At 68.0% G+C, this 15,323-nt stretch carries 18 protein-coding genes and 1 riboswitch; of the genes, 10 read left to right on the top strand and 8 right to left on the bottom strand.

The annotated features are described in order from the left end of the window. Positions 1 to 62: 62 nt before the first annotated feature. The 4 genes from AC3A4Z_RS16265 to AC3A4Z_RS16250 are packed head-to-tail and all read right to left on the bottom strand — an operon-like array spanning position 63 to position 3,221. A complete protein-coding gene (locus tag AC3A4Z_RS16265; RefSeq protein WP_498712702.1) occupies positions 63 to 1,157 on the bottom strand; it encodes a sulfate/molybdate ABC transporter ATP-binding protein in 1,095 nt (364 codons plus the stop codon). Beyond that, complete coding sequence (locus tag AC3A4Z_RS16260; protein ID WP_498712701.1) at positions 1,154 to 2,014, bottom strand: ABC transporter permease; 861 nt, start codon at positions 2,012 to 2,014, stop codon at positions 1,154 to 1,156. Before AC3A4Z_RS16260 ends, AC3A4Z_RS16265 begins: the two co-directional genes overlap by 4 nt. Beyond that, a complete protein-coding gene (gene modA / locus AC3A4Z_RS16255; protein ID WP_498712700.1) occupies positions 2,011 to 2,796 on the bottom strand; it encodes a molybdate ABC transporter substrate-binding protein in 786 nt (261 codons plus the stop codon). The genes AC3A4Z_RS16260 and modA overlap by 4 nt, the downstream gene beginning before the upstream one ends. Positions 2,797 to 2,813: 17 nt before the next feature. Next, on the bottom strand, positions 2,814 to 3,221 hold the full coding sequence (locus AC3A4Z_RS16250; protein ID WP_050053412.1) for a TOBE domain-containing protein: 408 nt from the start codon (positions 3,219 to 3,221) through the stop codon (positions 2,814 to 2,816). A gap of 109 nt (positions 3,222 to 3,330) precedes the next feature. Between AC3A4Z_RS16250 and AC3A4Z_RS16245 the strand changes: the two genes are divergently transcribed. Together AC3A4Z_RS16245 and AC3A4Z_RS16240 are read left to right on the top strand one after the other, a co-directional pair. Then, a complete protein-coding gene (locus tag AC3A4Z_RS16245; RefSeq protein WP_498712699.1) occupies positions 3,331 to 4,200 on the top strand; it encodes a DUF4031 domain-containing protein in 870 nt (289 codons plus the stop codon). Next, positions 4,197 to 5,006: a 2-phosphosulfolactate phosphatase gene (locus AC3A4Z_RS16240; RefSeq protein WP_498712698.1), complete on the top strand. Its 810-nt coding sequence runs from the start codon at positions 4,197 to 4,199 to the stop codon at positions 5,004 to 5,006. The genes AC3A4Z_RS16245 and AC3A4Z_RS16240 overlap by 4 nt, the downstream gene beginning before the upstream one ends. A gap of 13 nt (positions 5,007 to 5,019) precedes the next feature. On the opposite strand, the gene AC3A4Z_RS16235 is transcribed toward AC3A4Z_RS16240, so the two are convergent. Both AC3A4Z_RS16235 and AC3A4Z_RS16230 read right to left on the bottom strand, forming a co-directional pair. After that, the gene (locus tag AC3A4Z_RS16235) at positions 5,020 to 5,421 is read right to left on the bottom strand and encodes a YccF domain-containing protein (protein ID WP_493971886.1); all 402 of its coding nucleotides are present in this window, start codon (positions 5,419 to 5,421) and stop codon (positions 5,020 to 5,022) included. Between the two features lie 83 nt (positions 5,422 to 5,504). Continuing rightward, positions 5,505 to 6,125 carry a phosphoribosylanthranilate isomerase gene (locus tag AC3A4Z_RS16230; protein ID WP_498712697.1) on the bottom strand — a complete coding sequence of 207 codons (621 nt, stop codon included), beginning with the start codon at positions 6,123 to 6,125 and terminating at the stop codon, positions 5,505 to 5,507. Between the two features lie 107 nt (positions 6,126 to 6,232). Between AC3A4Z_RS16230 and AC3A4Z_RS16225 the strand changes: the two genes are divergently transcribed. The 7 genes from AC3A4Z_RS16225 to AC3A4Z_RS16195 all read left to right on the top strand — a co-directional run bounded on the left by AC3A4Z_RS16225 (position 6,233) and on the right by AC3A4Z_RS16195 (position 10,758). Continuing rightward, a complete protein-coding gene (locus tag AC3A4Z_RS16225) occupies positions 6,233 to 6,820 on the top strand; it encodes a HutD/Ves family protein (RefSeq protein ID WP_498712696.1) in 588 nt (195 codons plus the stop codon). A 72-nt stretch (positions 6,821 to 6,892) separates the two neighbouring features. Continuing rightward, positions 6,893 to 7,423, top strand: a complete 531-nt coding sequence (locus AC3A4Z_RS16220; RefSeq protein ID WP_493971883.1) for a ferritin-like domain-containing protein — start codon at positions 6,893 to 6,895, stop codon at positions 7,421 to 7,423. Positions 7,424 to 7,508: 85 nt separating this feature from the next. Then, positions 7,509 to 7,574: riboswitch (guanidine-III (ykkC-III) riboswitch) on the top strand. 9 nt (positions 7,575 to 7,583) lie between these two features. Further along, positions 7,584 to 7,907, top strand: coding sequence for a DMT family transporter (locus tag AC3A4Z_RS16215; RefSeq protein WP_498712695.1), 324 nt, complete (start codon positions 7,584 to 7,586; stop codon positions 7,905 to 7,907). Beyond that, positions 7,907 to 8,290, top strand: a complete 384-nt coding sequence (locus tag AC3A4Z_RS16210; protein WP_498712694.1) for a DMT family transporter — start codon at positions 7,907 to 7,909, stop codon at positions 8,288 to 8,290. Before AC3A4Z_RS16215 ends, AC3A4Z_RS16210 begins: the two co-directional genes overlap by 1 nt. Before the next feature lie 123 nt (positions 8,291 to 8,413). Beyond that, positions 8,414 to 9,040, top strand: a complete 627-nt coding sequence (locus AC3A4Z_RS16205) for a nucleoside/nucleotide kinase family protein (protein WP_498712693.1) — start codon at positions 8,414 to 8,416, stop codon at positions 9,038 to 9,040. A 38-nt stretch (positions 9,041 to 9,078) separates the two neighbouring features. Continuing rightward, positions 9,079 to 10,071, top strand: coding sequence for an aldo/keto reductase (locus AC3A4Z_RS16200; RefSeq protein ID WP_498712692.1), 993 nt, complete (start codon positions 9,079 to 9,081; stop codon positions 10,069 to 10,071). Positions 10,072 to 10,107: 36 nt separating this feature from the next. After that, the gene (locus tag AC3A4Z_RS16195; protein ID WP_498712691.1) at positions 10,108 to 10,758 is read left to right on the top strand and encodes an MBL fold metallo-hydrolase; all 651 of its coding nucleotides are present in this window, start codon (positions 10,108 to 10,110) and stop codon (positions 10,756 to 10,758) included. A 61-nt stretch (positions 10,759 to 10,819) separates the two neighbouring features. Here AC3A4Z_RS16195 and AC3A4Z_RS16190 read toward each other — a convergent pair whose 3' ends face one another. Then, a complete protein-coding gene (locus tag AC3A4Z_RS16190; protein ID WP_498712690.1) occupies positions 10,820 to 12,718 on the bottom strand; it encodes a DEAD/DEAH box helicase in 1,899 nt (632 codons plus the stop codon). Between the two features lie 317 nt (positions 12,719 to 13,035). Between AC3A4Z_RS16190 and AC3A4Z_RS16185 the strand changes: the two genes are divergently transcribed. Continuing rightward, complete coding sequence (locus AC3A4Z_RS16185) at positions 13,036 to 13,797, top strand: class I SAM-dependent methyltransferase (protein WP_498712689.1); 762 nt, start codon at positions 13,036 to 13,038, stop codon at positions 13,795 to 13,797. Between the two features lie 71 nt (positions 13,798 to 13,868). Here the strand turns inward: AC3A4Z_RS16185 and AC3A4Z_RS16180 are convergent, their stop codons facing one another. Beyond that, positions 13,869 to 15,293 (bottom strand): MFS transporter, encoded by a 1,425-nt coding sequence (locus AC3A4Z_RS16180; protein ID WP_498712688.1) that lies wholly within the window; start codon positions 15,291 to 15,293, stop codon positions 13,869 to 13,871. Positions 15,294 to 15,323 lie beyond the last annotated feature (30 nt).

Raw genomic sequence — 15,323 nt, 5'->3', positions numbered from 1 at the left:
CTTTGTGATGACTGTCACCAAGTGTGACTAATTCTGTAATGCCCTGTGGCAGTGAAGCAGTATCAGGCCGGGTACACCGCAACTGAGGTTGCCTTGACCACGAAGTGCACCGTCAGGCCGGGGACCAGTCCCAGGTCTGCCGACGCGGCAGGAGTGATGTCGGCCGCGAGGCTTCCCGCCCTGACCCGGACGAAGTCGCCGTGCGGTTCGAGGTCCGTGATGGCCACCTCAAAAGAGTTGCGCGGGCTGCCGTGCGCGTCATCGAGGAAGACGGAAACGGCCGACGGCGGGAACACGGCTACCGCGGCGGTGTTCCCTTCGGCGCGCGACCGGTCAGCCAGGTGCCGGCCATGCAGGTCCTCCAGCGGCGGGTCCTCCACATGGCCGGCCACCGCCCAGCCCTCGGCGGTCTCGATCCCGCTGCCGGTGAAAGTCCCGGTCATCAGGTTCAGCCCTGCCAGCCCGGCCGCGAACGCGCTGCGCGGCCGCTGGAGGACATCGCGGGTGGGGCCGTCCTCCGAGATCCTGCCGTTCTCGAGGATGACAACCCGGTCGGCCAACATCAGCGCGTCCAGGACGTCATGGGTGATGATGATGGCCTGCCGTCCGGCCAGGACCCGCTTGAGCAGGCGGCGCAGAAGTGGTGCCGAGTGGATGTCCAGCGCCGCCATGGGCTCGTCCAGGAGAAGAAGCCCCGGGCTCGCGGCCAGCGCCCGGGCAACGGCAATGCGCTGGGCCTGGCCGCCGGAAAGTTCGGCGGGACGCCTGGCCTGGAGATCAAGGGCTTCCACCTCGGCGAGCCAGCGCAGCGCCTCATCCTTGGCCTCTTTCCTGGATGCACCTGCGCTTCGCGGCCCGAAAGCCACGTTGTCCAGGGCGGTCAGGTGCGGGAACAGCAGGGGTTCCTGGGCGAGCAGCGCAGTGCCCCGGTGGTGCGGCGGCATCCACGTGCCCCGGCCGGCCGAGAGCTCGAAGAGCGCCCGCCCGTTGAGCTCACCCCGGCCGCTGTCCGGCCGGAGCAGGCCCGCGATCACGGACAAGAGGGTGGATTTGCCGGCGCCGTTCGGGCCCATCACGGCCACCGTCTCCGTAGGCCCCACCGTCAGTGACACGTCGAATCCCCGCCCGGCTACGGCTGCCTCAAGTACGAATGTCACGGGACGTCCCTGCCCGCTGCGGCAGACGTCGTCGTCCGCTGTTTCCAGAACGCAACCCCTTGGCCGGCGGGCCGCCGGTAGGCGAGTGCCACCACGGCGACGGCCACGGCCACCAACACCAGGGAAAGTGCGACGGCGGCATCCGGGTCCGTTTCGCGCTGCAGGTAGATTTCCAGCGGCAGGGTCCGGGTCACCCCCTGGAGGCTGCCCGCGAACGTCAGCGTGGCACCGAACTCGCCGAGGCTGCGCGCGAAGGACAGTACCGCACCGGACGCCAGCCCGGGCAGCACCAGCGGCAGCGTGACGCGGCGGAAAACCCGTCCGGGCGAGGCGCCGAGGGTTGCCGCGACGGCCTCGTACCGTTCGCCGCCGGTCCGCAGCGCACCCTCCAGGCTGACCACCAGGAACGGCAATGCCACAAAGGTCTGGGCCAGGACCACGGCCGTGGTGGAGAAGGCAATCTGCAGCCCCAGAACCTCAAGGCTCCGGCCCAGGAGGCCTTGGCGGCCGAAGGTGTAGAGGAGCGCAATGCCGCCAACCACCGGCGGCAGCACCAGCGGGAGCAGCACCAGCGAGCGCAGGAGCCCCTGCAGCCGGAACCTGCCGCGGGCCAGGACCAGGGCCAGCGGCACCCCGAGCAAGATGCAGAGAACCGTGCTGGCCGCGGATGTGCGCAGGCTCAGGCCAAGGGCCGACAACGCCGAATCGGAGGAAACCAGGGGAAGGAAGTTCGCCCAGTTGACCCTGGCAACCATGGCGAGCAGCGGCAGGATTACCAGCAAAGCGGCCAGGACGGCCACCCCGTAGATCCAGCGGGGAACGCCGCGGTAGGCGTGGCGCACGTCCGGCTGCCTCACTGCCGGCTGCTGCCAAAGCCGGCGTCTGCCAGCACCTGTTGGCCTGTGGGACTGCCTACGAGGTCGAGGAAAGCCTGTGCGGCCGTACTGTTCCTGGTGTTGGCCAGCGCCGCGATGGGGTAGCTGTTGACCGCGGCAGCCGCTTCAGGAAATGGAATGCCTTCCACTTTGCCTGCTGCAGCCTTGACGTCGGTGACATAGACCAGCCCGGCGTCCGCTTCCCCGGAGATGACCTTTCCCAGCACGTCCGTCACGGAGTTTTCCTCGCTGGCCGGGGCCAAATCCGTTCCTGTTTGTGTTTCGACGGCGGCCGCGGCTGCCCCGCAGGGGACCTGCCGGGCGCACTGCACCAGCCGTGTCCCCCGTTTCGCCAGGTCAGGAAAGGAACGGATGCCTGCCGGGTTGCCGGCCGGGACGGCAATGGCCAGGGTATTGGTGGCAAAAACGCGCGGCTCACCGTCCAGCAGCCCCGCCTGCTGCAGCTTGTCCATGTTCCTGCTGTCCGCCGAGGCAAAGACATCCGCCGGGGCACCCTGGCTGATCTGCGTTGCCAGGTCCGCCGAGCCGGCGAAACTGAGGACGACGTTGCTGCCCGGGTGCTCGGCTTCGTAGGTCTTTGCCAGCTCGGTGAAACTGGCTTTGAGGGAGGCCGCGGCGAACACGGTCAAGGTGTCCCCGGCGCTGCTTGCAGCGGATGACCCGGTGGCAGTGGAGCACCCGCCCAGCCCCAGCCCCAATGCGGCGGCCGCCAACAGCGTCGTCAGTTTTCTCCCGCCTGCCATTTTCGCAGCGCCCTTCTTCACAGCGCCTTCCCCTGCGGCGTCTCGATGATCACGGTGGTGGCCTTAACTACGGCGGTGGCCACTGAGCCGAGTTCCAGTCCAAGGTCCCGGACGGCCTCGCTGCTCATCAGGGATACCACCCGGAAGGGCCCGCACTGGAGTTCCACCTGGGCCATCACCTTGTCCGCGGTAATGCCGGTCACCAGGCCCACAAACCGGTTCCGCGCGGAGCTGCCGGTGCGGTGCGGATCGTCGGGCAACTGGGCGAGTTTGCGTGCATGCCGGGCGAGTTCCAGGCCATCCACGGCCAGGCGGCCGGCGTCGTCCTTGACCGGCGTGAGCGATCCGTTGTCCATCCAGCGGCGCACCGTGTCATCGCTGACGCCCAGGAACCGGGCGGCCTCGGAAACGCGGATGATTGTCATTTCCTTATCCTAAGGCGCATCTGCGGTTGATTGAGCAGGAAGACTCCGTATTTTCGGCGATGTCATCTTCCTGGGCCGCCGCCGGAAGGGACAGCACTAGACTTCCTCCATGGCCGTCTACATCGATCCGCCGCTCTGGCCTGCCCATGGAACACACTTTTCGCACCTGGTCTCCGATTCCTCGCTGGAGGAACTGCACGGTTTCGCTGCGGCCGCGGGGATTCCCGAGCGGGCCTTTGACGGTGACCACTACGACGTCGCGGAGCGCCGCTACGACGACCTCGTGGCGGCCGGAGCGGTACCCGTTGAGGCCCGGGTCCTGGTCCGGAAGCTGATTGGCAGTGGCCTGCGCATTCCGGCCCGGCAGCGGAACAAGTCACTCAAGGTGCCGTTGTTCAACCGGTGGGAAGCCATCATGCCGGGCCACGACGCGCTCTTCCTGGACCTCCTGGACCGCTGGAGCGAACCCCACCGCAAGTACCACGGCTGCACGCACCTGCTCTCGGTACTGGAAGCCCTCGATCTGCTGGCGGATCCCGCCGACCCGCCCCGCACCGTACTGCTGGCGGCCTGGTTCCACGACGCCGTCTACCGCGGTGTGGCTGGCCAGGATGAGGAGGAGTCTGCACGCCTCGCGGAGGAGCGGCTGGAGGACGCAGGCCTTCCCGAGACCGATGTTGCCGAGGTGGCACGGCTGGTGCGGCTGACGTCCGACCATCGTCCGGAGCCAGGGGACCACGGCGGCGCCCTCCTTTGTGACGCGGACCTTTCCGTCCTCGGCGGGGAACCGGGCGAGTATGCCCGGTACGTGGCGGACGTCCGCCAGGATTATGCGCACATCGGCGACGCCGACTTCGCGGCCGGACGCGCCGCCGTCGTCCGCCAGCTGCTGGAACTTGACCCACTGTTCCACACGCAGCGGGGGAAAGCGCTGTGGCTGGCGGCCGCACACCGGAACCTGTTGGGGGAACTCGCGTGAACGCACCCACGTCCAACCCCCGCCACACGGTCACCGCGAATGCCGCCCACCGGCAGCTGGCCTACACGGTCCGGCTGGAATGGGGGCTCGACGGCGCCAGGGCAGTAACGTCCGGGGCGGACCTCGCCGTGGTGGTTGACGTCCTGTCCTTCAGCACCTGCGTGAGCGTTGCACTGGATCGGGGCGCCGAGGTTTTCCCCTTCCCCTGGAAGGACACCCGGGCGGAGGATTTCGCCGCCCACCACAAGGCCGAGCTGGCAGGTCCCCGCAACGGCGGCGGGCTCAGCCTCTCCCCCGCGAGCCTCCGGGCTGCGGGGTCGCTCGAACGTGTGGTGCTGCCCTCGCCGAACGGTTCCGCACTCTGCCATGAGCTGGCCGGCGACGTCCCGCTGGTGGCCGCCGTATGCCTGCGCAACGCGGGAGCGACAGCGGACTGGGTGGCAGCGAACCTCCCGCCCGACGCGGTGATCGCCGTGGTCGCCGCCGGGGAACGATGGCCCGACGGTACCCTACGCGCTGCCGTGGAGGACCAGATCGGGGCGGGAGCGTTCATCGCCGGCCTCGCGGCCGCGGGCAAGGGCGGTTACGAGGCAGATGTGGGCAGGCACGGCTATTCGCCGGAGGCCATGGCCGCAGCCGCGGTGTTCGAGGCCGCCGAGCCGCGGCTCCGGGAGATGCTGCACGGATGTTCCAGTGGACTGGAGTTGACTGGGGCAGGCTATGCGGGCGACGTCGACATCGCGGCGGAGCTGGACGACAGTGACGCCGTGGCCATCTTGAAGGACGGGGTGTTCAGCCCGGGATGAACACCCCTGCTGGTTACCGGTACGTTGACACAAACGGCGCGCTGGTGGGGACGATTTGCTTGCCCAGCGGCATCAGCGACACCGGGATGAGCTTCAGGTTGGCGATGGCCAGCGGGATGCCGATGATGGTGACGGCCATGGCGAACGCGGTGACCACGTGGCCGATCGCGATCCAGATGCCGGCCACCAGCAGCCAGATGACGTTGCCCAGCAGCGAGAACACTCCCGTGCCGCCCGGCTTGTCCACCACCGTCCGGCCGAACGGCCACAGCGTGTAGGCCGCGATCCTGAACGAGGCAATACCCCAGGGGATGGTGACAATCAGCAGGCAGCAGATCACACCGGCCGCGAAATAGCCCAGCGCAAGCCAGAAACCGCCGAAAACCAGCCAGATGATGTTGAGGAGTGTCTTCATTCACCCATTGTGCCCCGCAGGCTCTGACAAAAGGATGGGGGTCTGCCCTGACCGGCCCCTGAACTCTGCCCGGACCGGGTGAACTAAGCCTTGACCCGCACGGCGGCACCCTTTGCCGCCTGCACAAACGAGCGGATCTTCGCAAGGTCCTTCACGCCCCGGGACGCCTCAACACCCGAGGACACATCCACACCCCAGGCGTGGGCTGCCGTTGACGCGCCGCCCACGTTGGCCGAATCCAGTCCCCCGGCAAGGAGCCAGTGGCGCCCTTGGAGGACCGGCAGCGCGGCAACGGAGGTGTAGTCCCAGGCTTCACCCGAACCGGGCACCGCGGCGTCGATCAGCAGGAGGTCCTCGCCCCAGTCCTCAAACTCCTCTGCAGTGGCACCCATGGTGATCGCCCTGATCAGCTTCATGCCGGCGTCGTGCACCATTGCCACGTCCTCACGGGACCGCGGGCCGTGCAGCTGGATCCATTCCAGCCCTGCGGCGCGGGCGATCGCGACGGCGTCGGCTACGGGCTCGTGGCGGAACACGCCGATCGGTGCAACCCCTGCGGGGACGCCTGCCAGCAAGGAGGACGCCTGCGACGGCGTTACCACGCGGGGACTGGCTGTCAGCACGAAACCGACGGCGTCAGCCCCGGCATCAACTGCTTCGCGGACTGATTCAGGCGTGCTGAGACCACACACTTTGACGAACATTCCCGGCTCCTTCAGGCTGTTTTCGTGTTGTCCCCCCGGAGGAGAGTAGCAGGGAAGGGCCCAACCTGCGACGCCGGGACCGCCTGCCGGGAACTAGGCTTGGGCGCATGGAAATTATCCGCTTTGCAGACCTCAAGCCCGAGCCGTGGCGCAATGGCGGCGGCACCACCCGCCAACTGGCCAGCCAGCCCGGATCGGCGCCGGACGGGAGCTGGGATTGGCGGATCAGCATCGCGGACGTCACCAAGGCCGGTGACTTCTCCGCTTTCCCCGGGATGGAGCGGGTGCTCACCGTGGTGGAGGGCGAACTTTTGCTGCTGAGCGTGGACGGGGCCGAACGCCCGCTGGAAAAGTACCGTCCGTTCCGCTTCCCGGGCGGGGCGAGCACCCATGCGTCGCTTCCAACCGGCGATATCCGGGACCTCAACGTCATCACACGCGCCGGAAGTTTCAAGGGCTACACGTCCATCATTGAACTGTCCAAAAAGCGCGCGAAGCCCATCTTCGAGGGCTCGATCGGAATCCTGCTGCAGGGCCAAGCCACGGTTGCCGTGGGGACGGACGAACCCGAACCGTTGGCGCGGTACGACGCCGTGGTGGGCTCCGACGCGGACACCCCCGACGTCCTGGGCCGCGGCTTCCTGGCGGTGGTCTCGATCGACCCCGTTGAGGACGAACCCGGCGGGCTGGAGTAGGCCAGCCTCGCCTCTTAGTAGCAGAGCCTTTCCACACTGGCCACTGCCTGGGACCGAACCTAGACTCGGGCTATGACCACATCATCGTTCAATGCGCTCCTGTCCACCCAGATCGGCAACGAATTCACGGCATCGCAGCAGTACATTGCGGTGGCCACCTGGTTCGCCAACCAGGACCTCCCCCAGCTGGCCCGCTACTTCTACCGGCAGTCGGTGGAGGAACGGAACCACGCCATGATGATGGTGCAGTACATGCTGGACCGGGACATTGCGTTCACCATTCCGGGTGTTCCTGCCGTCCGCAACGACTTCGCCTCCGTCACCGAACCGCTGGCCCTTGCCCTCCAGCAGGAAAAGGAGGTCACCAGAAACATCGAGGACCTGTTCCGGGCTGCCCGCGGCGAAAACGATGCCCTGGGCGAGCAGTTTATGCTCTGGTTCCTGAAGGAGCAGGTGGAGGAAGTCGCCTCCATGACCACACTGTTGAACATCGCCGAGCGCGCGGACAACCTGTTCGACATCGAGAACTTCATCGCCCGCGAAACCGTTGGTGACGGCGGCCGGGACGCCGCCGCCCCGGTCGCTGCCGGCGGCACCCTGTAGCTTCCTCCCGGCGCCGGTTGCCGAAGGGTGGTGAGGTTGGGCACCATCGGTGGCCGCCCGGCGTCGGGCGTTGCTACGCTGGAAGCCAAGGCTCCGTACGGGAGCCTCCGGACGACGGTTCAGTACCCGGCACGCGACAAGACTGGCCAAAGGATCTGTCATGTCGTGGTTAATCCTTCTTCTTTCCGGGGCCCTTGAAGCCGTGTGGGCCGCAGCCCTGCACCGCACGTTCCAGGTTTCCGGCCGCCGCCGCATCGCGCCAGCTGTGCTGTTCCTCGTTTCCGTTGCGGCCAGCACCGCCGGCCTGGCCATCGCCATGCAGTCCATTCCCACAGGTACGGCCTATGCCGTTTGGGTGGGTGTGGGCGTGGTGCTGACCTCCGCGTATGCCATCGTCACCAAGGTGGAGCGCCCGACGGCGGCACGGCTCCTCCTGCTGTCCGGCATCGCCGCGTGCGTTGTTGGCTTGAAGGTGGTGGCGTAATGCTGCGGCGATCGATTCCCTGGCTGGTGCTGCTGGCCTCGGCCGTCCTGGAAGCCGTGTGGGCCACCGCCCTGGGCCTGTCCGACGGCTTCAGCAAGCCCCTGCCCACCCTCGTTTTTGCCGTGACGGCAGCCCTCAGCATGCTGGGCCTTGGCGTGTCCATCCGGCACATACCTTTAGGCACCGCGTATGCCGTCTGGGTCGGGATCGGGGCAGCGCTGACCGTGGGCTGGGCCATGGCCACCGGCGTGGAGACCTTCAGCGTGCTGAAGGTGGTGTTTATCGCCGGGATCGTGGCCTGCGCGGCCGGGCTCAAGGCTTTGCCCGGCGGAGCCGACACCCTGGAACCTGAACCTGCCGCCGCTTCCGCCTCCGCCCGCTGAGTCTCCCCACCTTTTAGGGCGGCCGACGGCGTGTCCCGGCAAACCGCCGTCGGCCGCGCCTTCCTGAAAGCGAAAGGTGGGGAGGTTCGGCGGCCCAACCAACGGGCAGTCTAGGCTTTTGCCATGGACACCCCCGAGATCACAGAGGCAATGGATGCCCTGAGGGCGAGGATGGTCCCCGGAAAGCGGACTATCCTTGGCATCGCAGGCGCGCCCGGTTCCGGGAAATCCACCTTCGCCGCCTGGATCCGGCAGCAGTTTGAGCCCGGCCTGGCCGTGGTGGTGCCCATGGACGGCTTCCACCTCGGCAACGCCATCATTGACGCCACGCCGTTGCGGCAGCGCAAGGGGGCTATCGACACGTTCGACGCCGGCGGGTACCTTTCGCTGCTGCGCCGCCTGGTGCGCCGCGACGAGCCGGTGGTTTACGCGCCGGAGTTCCGGCGCACCATCGACGAGCCCGTGGCCGCGTCCATCGCCATCCCCGCGGATGTTCCGCTCGTCATCACCGAGGGAAACTACCTGCTGGCGGAGCAGGAGCCGTGGAAAGAGGTCCGGGCACAGCTGGACGAGGTGTGGTTTGTGGACACGCCGCAAGCCCTGCGGCTCAGCCGCCTGGTGGAACGGCATACGTCGTTTGGGATGGACCGGGCCGCAGCCGTTGCCTGGGCCAACGGCCCGGACGAGGCGAATGCGGTACTGATCCAGGCGACCCGGCCGGCGGCGGACCGGATCATCCCCTGGGACTGACGCGTCCTGAAACAAGTATTAAAAGAACGGGAGAACCCATGGCAGCAACAGTCCGGCTCGGCGATGGCCTCGATGTCAGCGCGCTCGGTTTCGGCGGAATGGCCCTCACACCGGTTTACGGGGAGGTGGATCCGGAGGACGCGCTCCGGACGCTGCATCACGCCGTCGACTCCGGTGTCAGCTTTATTGACACCGCGGATATCTACGGCGGAGGCAGCAACGAGGAACTGATCGCCCCGCTGCTGAAGGAGCGGCGGGACGAGGTCCAGCTGGCCACCAAGTTCGGACTGGTGGGCTCGCCGGCGGACGGGTACACGGACATCCGGGGCGACGCCGGGTACATCCGGCAGGCAGTTGACCGCAGCCTGCAACGGCTGGGCACTGACGTGATCGACCTTTACTACATGCACCGCCGTGACCTCCGCGTTCCGATTGTGGAAACCGTGGAGGCCATGGCGGGGCTTGTGCAGCAGGGCAAGGTCAGGCACCTGGGACTGTCGGAGGTGACCGCCCAGGAACTGGAAGAAGCTTCCGCAGTCCACCCCATTGCGGCGGTCCAGAGCGAATGGTCCATCTGGAGCCGCGACGTGGAACGCAACGTTGTTCCTGCCGCGGCCGCCCTAGGGGTTGGTTTTGTGCCCTATTCACCGCTGGGCCGGGGATTCCTCACCGGCACCGTTGACGCCTCGAGCCTGGGCGAGAAGGACTTCCGACGCCGGATCCCCCGCTTCGCCCCGGACGCGGCCACTGCCAACCAGGCAGTGGTGGAAACCGTACGGGCCGTGGCTGACGAACTGGATGCCACGCCTGCCCAGGTTGCCCTGGCCTGGCTGATCGCCCAAGGCAGGCGGCTGGGCCTGCCTGTCGTCCCGATCCCCGGCACGCGCAAACCGCACCGGATCGATGAAAACCTTGGCGCGTTGGCCTTGGACCTGACCCCGGCGCAGCTGGACGCGCTGGCCGAAGCCTCGGACGCCGTCGTCGGCTCCCGCTCGGCGGATCCCAACTGGGTGTCAGAAGGCCGCGAGTAGCCAGGGCTGCGACCGGGCGTGCCTAGACTGAAGCCCATGGACTCACTGATCTATGACCTGCCTGCGCTGACCATCCGCCGGATTTCCGTCAGCGAGATGGACAACAACGTGTACCTGCTGACCGCTAAAGCCAGCGGTACGCAAGTGCTGATCGACGCCGCGGACGACCTGCCGGCCATCCGGCAGCTGCTGCAGGACGGTGCAGCGGATACTTCGGCTGAACCGAGGCTGGCGCTGATCGCCACCACCCACCAGCACTGGGACCACGTCCGGGCGCTGAAGGAACTGGTGGAGGCCACCGGTGCCAGGACCGCAGCCGGAACAGAGGATGCAGAGCATCTGCCCGTGACCGTCGATGTGCCGTTGGAGCACGCGGACGTGGCCCACTTCGACGGCTTCGACCTGACGGCCGTCCACCTGCGAGGGCACACGCCGGGCTCAATCGCCTTCGTGTACGAGGACCCGGAAGGTCCCACCCACATTTTCTCGGGAGACTCGCTGTTCCCGGGCGGCGTGGGCAATACGCAGAAGGATCCGGAACGGTTCAGCCAGCTGCTCACCGACGTCACCCAGCGGCTGTTTGGCGCCTACCCGGACTCGGCCATTGTGCACCCGGGCCATGGCAAGCCCACCACCCTTGGCGCCGAGCGCCCGCACCTGAAAGAGTGGGGCGCCCGCGGCTGGTGAACCAAAACGCTGGTTGAGCCGGGTTTCGACGGCGGTTGAGCCCGTCGAAACCCGGTGGGGATTAGCGGCTGCGGCGTTCGTTCGACGCCGGAGCCGAGGCACGGCGCGGGCCGCTGCGGGCGGGACGGCCGGAGCCGCCGCCGTTGCCTGCACCGTAGGATCCGCCGGACGTTCCACCGGTGTTGGAGGACCAGACGGCCTTGTTGCCGCCGGTCGCGCCTGCACCTGCACTGCGCTGGCCACCCGTACGGGCACCTGCGCCGGCTGCTGCTGCGCGCTGGCCGGTCGCCGGGCGGCCGTTGCGCTGGCCGGCGGAGGAAGCCGGACGGCCTGAGGATGCGGGCCGGCCGGTGCCGCCGCGGGGAGCGTCGCTGCGGGTAACGCGTGACTCTGCACGGCCGTCTGAACCGCGGCCGGCCGATGCACGGCCACCTGCCGCGGGGACGTCGTTGCGGTGTGTCGAAGCGGTGCCGCGGCCACGGGCGTTGCGGCGTGCCGCTGCTGCGGCAATGGCGCGGTCCTCGTTCTGCTCGGCAACCTTGTCGAACGCTGCACGGGCTTCCGTGCGGCCTTCAAAAGCTGCTGCCCGGCGCTCGGCACGGGGAACATCGGTGCGGGGAGCTTCAGCAGAAACCTTGCCGCGTCCACCACGGCCGCCGCGTCCACCGGCAACCGGCGAAGCCTGGCGGCGGGCGCGCTTGCGCTCGGCGTTGGCACCGGTGGAGGTACCGCCGCCCTGCTTGGCGGCCTTGGCAGCCAGCAGCGCAGCGCGGGTCCGCGGGTCAATCTTGTCAGCGATTTCACCCACGAGCTCGCCGACGATGGGGGACGTGGCGGTGACGCGCTCGAAGCTGACGTCAACGCCGGCGGCCTTCATCAGCTTCTTCACGTCGGTCTGCTGCTCGGGCAGGGTGATGGTTACCACGGTGCCGTCGGAACCGGCACGGGCTGTACGGCCTGAGCGGTGCAGGTAGGCCTTGTGTTCGGTGGGCGGATCAACGTGGATGACCAGTTCGACGTCGTCCACGTGCACACCGCGGGCAGCGACGTCGGTGGCCACCAGGACGCGGACGTCGCCGGAGGAGAACTCGGCGAGGTTGCGGTCACGGGCGTTCTGCGAGAGGTTGCCGTGCAGGTCCACGGCGGGGATCCCGGCGTCGGTCAGGGTCTTGGCCAGCTTGCGGGCGTGGTGCTTGGTCCGCATAAAGAGGACGCGGCGGCCGGCGCCTGAGGCGAGCTCCACGATCAGCTGCTTCTTCACGGTCTGGTCATTGACCACCAGCACGTGGTGCTCCATGGTGGTCACCGCGGCCTGCGGATCGTCCACCGAGTGGGTCAGCGGGTTGGACAGGTAGCGCTGGACGATCTTGTCCACGCCGTTGTCCAGGGTGGCGGAGAAGAGCAGGCGCTGGCCCTGGCTGGGGGTCATGTCCATGAGCTTCTTCACCACGGGCAGGAAGCCGAGGTCGGCCATGTGGTCGGCCTCGTCCAGAACGGTGATTTCCACTGCCTCGAGGGTGAGGATGCGCTGGCGGATCAGGTCCTCCAGGCGGCCCGGGCAGGCGATAACAATGTCGACGCCGGCGCGCAGTGCCTTCTCCTGGCGCGCCTGGGAGATGCCGCCGTAGATGACGGTGGTGTTCAGGCCGGCGGCCTTGGCCAGCGGCTCGATGGTGGCGTTGATCTGGGTGGCCAGTTCACGGGTGGGTGCCAGCACCAGGCCCATGGGGCGGCCGGGCTTGCGGAAGTAGGGGGCTTCACGCTCGGCGAGGCGTGCCACCAGCGGGATGGCGAAGGCGATGGTCTTGCCGGAGCCGGTGCGGCCGCGGCCCAGGACGTCGCGTCCTGCCAGCGTGTCAGGGAGGGTCTTCACCTGGATCGGGAACGGGGTTTCGATTCCCTGGGCGGTGAGGGTGTCGGCAAGGGCCTTGGGCGTGCCGAGGGCAGCAAAAGTAGTCAAAGTCAAAGGTCTTTCAGGCGGTATCCGTGCGGATATCGGCCCCCGGCGCCGGTTGGCCCAGGGGGTTCGCCGAAGAAAAGTCAGGTGATCAACCAGCCTGCTGCCGCTTATTCAAAGCGACGGCCGGGACCAAATGGAACGCGTTCATCGACGCAGGATGTGCCTCTCACATGAAAAAAGCCCTGTCCCCTAAATGAAGGGGCACATGGGCATCACTGCACATCAAGTTCCACCAGTCTAGCATCCCCGGCCCACTCCCCCTGTACGCCCCTCCCAAAGGCGTTGCCAACACCGCAGTCGCGGGGCAGGGTTGAGGCATGACGGAACACGCGCCCCACCAGCAGGAACACCACGAACACCAGGCACCGCACGACGCCGGCCAAGGCCTTTCGGGACACGCTGACACCGAGGGCGGTCAAGGAATCAGGGACGCGGCCGCCCTGTGGGACGAGCGGTACCGCAGCAAACCCCAGATCTGGAGCGGAAAGCCGAACCCACAGCTCGTGCGGGAGGCCGGCGGGCTCCGGCCGGGGCATGCGCTGGACCTGGGCTGCGGCGAAGGTGCGGACGCCATCTGGCTGGCCCAGCACGGCTGGACCGTCACCGCCGTCGACGTTTCCGCCGTCGCCCTGGAACGGGCGCAGGGACATGAGAAGGCGGCCCTGGCGCGCGAAAGCGTGCACGCGGCCGAGGGCGCCATCGCCAGCCGGATCCATTGGCAGCAGGCCGACCTCGAACAGTGGCAACCGGCGGACTTGTATGACCTGGTGACCTCGCAGTTCCTCCATTCGCAGGAGCTGGCCTGGCAGGGGCCGCTGCGCGCTGCGGCGTCGGCCGTGAAACCCGGCGGGACCCTGCTGGTGGTGGGCCACCATCCGGACCGGTTGCCGCCGTGGGGAGGGGCCCACACCCACCACAACATGTTCTACACGGCTGACGAGCTGGTCCGGGAGCTGGAACTGGACAGCCCCGGGTGGCAGCTGGAAGTGCAGACCAGCCGGGAGCGGCCGGTGACCGGGCCGGAGGGCCAGCAGGCCACCATCGCGGACGTGGTGGTCCGGGCTAGCAGACTCGCCTGACTCCCCCCTTGGGAGTTTTTGTCCACATATGCAGACTTTGAGGGCCTTTAAGTCTGCATATGTGGACAAACTCAGGGGGTGGTGGTGACCCGCGGCGCAACTGCCACCGCGGCTGCGGCGAGCACGGCGCACAGTGCAAAGACCCCGGCGAAGGACCCGGCCGTCGTCGTAAAGGCCGCGAAGACGATGCCCGTGGTGGCCAGCGCCAGCGCGCCGCCCAGTGAGTCGGAGATGGACATGGCCGAGCTGTTGAAGCCCTCGTTGTCCTTGCTCGACAGCGCCAGCGTCATCACGCTCAGCCGCGGATAGAGCAGGCCCATGCCGCCGCCCGCGAGGATCCACCCGGCAATGACGACGGCGGGCGGCCAGTTCAGCGCGGCGGTCGCCAACGCGAGGAGTACAGCCGCGAGGACCATACAGGAGCCGATCCGGACGGCACTCCGGTGGGGCAACCGGGCACCAAGCCGCCCCTGGACTGCCGCAGCGCCCGCCCACGCAACGGCACCGAAGGTCAGGGTAAGGCCCGCAAAGGTGGGTGAAAACGCGTACTGCTCAATCAGCAGGTATGGCAGGTAGACCTCTGCGCCGAAGAAGCCGGCTGACGCCAGGCCCCGCACCAGGATCACACTGGGAAGGCCGCGGCGGGCGGCGAGCGTGCCCCGCGGCACCAAAGGCCGGACGGCCACCAGCGCAATGACGACGGCGGCCACCGCCAGGAGTGCCGGCGCTGCAACGAAGCCTGGGAGGCGGACTTCCCGCGAGAGGTTGAGCCCCAGTACCGCGAGCGCGGCCAAGGTGGCCCAGGCGAGCCGGCCCACGGCCCACGGCGGGGGTGCCTGTTCCAAAACACCGCCCTGCTCGTGGCCCTGCTCCTGGCCCCGCGATGATGGGCCGGGCGCCATGTTCCGCAGCACGGGCACGATCATCACCAGGGCAGGGATGACCAGTCCCACCACGCCCAGGAAAACCCAGTGCCAGCTGAATACCTGCGCCACCACCCCGGCGGCAAAGGGTCCCACCAGGGAGGGGATCACCCAGGCCGCGGAGAACGCCGCGAAGATCTTGGGGTGCAGGTTTCCCGGGTAGATGCGGGCCACCAGCACGTACAGGGCCACGGTCAGGGCGCCGCCGCCCAGGCCCTGCACCAACCGGCCGGCCACGAGCAGCGGCATGGAGACGGCGGTGCCCGCGATCAGCAGGCCCGCCACGAACAGCGCCACGGAGGCGTAGAGCGGAATGGCTGGACCGCGGCGGTCGGACCAGTTCCCGGCTGCCACCATGCCGATCACCCCGGTGGCCAGCGGCCCGGCGAAGGCCAGGGCGTAGAGGTCCGCGCCCTGCAGTTCCCGGCTCACCACCGGCATGATGGTGGTCACCGCCAGGGACTCGAACGCGGCCAGGAACACGAGCGCGCAGGTGCCGATGGTCACCCACAGGTATGGCCGCCGCAGGATGGCGGAATGGGTGTCTGCCGGTGAAAGGGTGGTGTCGCGCACGCTGTTGGGCCGATCGGTTGTTTGTCTTTC

The organism is Arthrobacter sp. Soil_C_49 (assembly GCF_057656635.1).
The sequence above is the reverse complement of the archived record's forward strand: the minus strand, read 5'-3'. Positions and strand labels throughout refer to the sequence as shown.

What these genes read in the sequence shown, in the direction of transcription:
- modA (WP_498712700.1), bottom strand. Translation starts at nt 2,796, where the DNA reads ATGGCAGGCGGGAGAAAACTGACGACGCTGTTGGCGGCCGCCGCATTG.
- AC3A4Z_RS16250 (WP_050053412.1), bottom strand. Translation starts at nt 3,221, where the DNA reads ATGACAATCATCCGCGTTTCCGAGGCCGCCCGGTTCCTGGGCGTCAGC.
- AC3A4Z_RS16245 (WP_498712699.1), top strand. Translation starts at nt 3,331, where the DNA reads ATGGCCGTCTACATCGATCCGCCGCTCTGGCCTGCCCATGGAACACAC.
- AC3A4Z_RS16235 (WP_493971886.1), bottom strand. Translation starts at nt 5,421, where the DNA reads ATGAAGACACTCCTCAACATCATCTGGCTGGTTTTCGGCGGTTTCTGG.
- AC3A4Z_RS16230 (WP_498712697.1), bottom strand. Translation starts at nt 6,125, where the DNA reads ATGTTCGTCAAAGTGTGTGGTCTCAGCACGCCTGAATCAGTCCGCGAA.
- AC3A4Z_RS16225 (WP_498712696.1), top strand. Translation starts at nt 6,233, where the DNA reads ATGGAAATTATCCGCTTTGCAGACCTCAAGCCCGAGCCGTGGCGCAAT.
- AC3A4Z_RS16220 (WP_493971883.1), top strand. Translation starts at nt 6,893, where the DNA reads ATGACCACATCATCGTTCAATGCGCTCCTGTCCACCCAGATCGGCAAC.
- AC3A4Z_RS16215 (WP_498712695.1), top strand. Translation starts at nt 7,584, where the DNA reads ATGTCGTGGTTAATCCTTCTTCTTTCCGGGGCCCTTGAAGCCGTGTGG.
- AC3A4Z_RS16210 (WP_498712694.1), top strand. Translation starts at nt 7,907, where the DNA reads ATGCTGCGGCGATCGATTCCCTGGCTGGTGCTGCTGGCCTCGGCCGTC.
- AC3A4Z_RS16205 (WP_498712693.1), top strand. Translation starts at nt 8,414, where the DNA reads ATGGACACCCCCGAGATCACAGAGGCAATGGATGCCCTGAGGGCGAGG.
- AC3A4Z_RS16200 (WP_498712692.1), top strand. Translation starts at nt 9,079, where the DNA reads ATGGCAGCAACAGTCCGGCTCGGCGATGGCCTCGATGTCAGCGCGCTC.
- AC3A4Z_RS16195 (WP_498712691.1), top strand. Translation starts at nt 10,108, where the DNA reads ATGGACTCACTGATCTATGACCTGCCTGCGCTGACCATCCGCCGGATT.
- AC3A4Z_RS16185 (WP_498712689.1), top strand. Translation starts at nt 13,036, where the DNA reads ATGACGGAACACGCGCCCCACCAGCAGGAACACCACGAACACCAGGCA.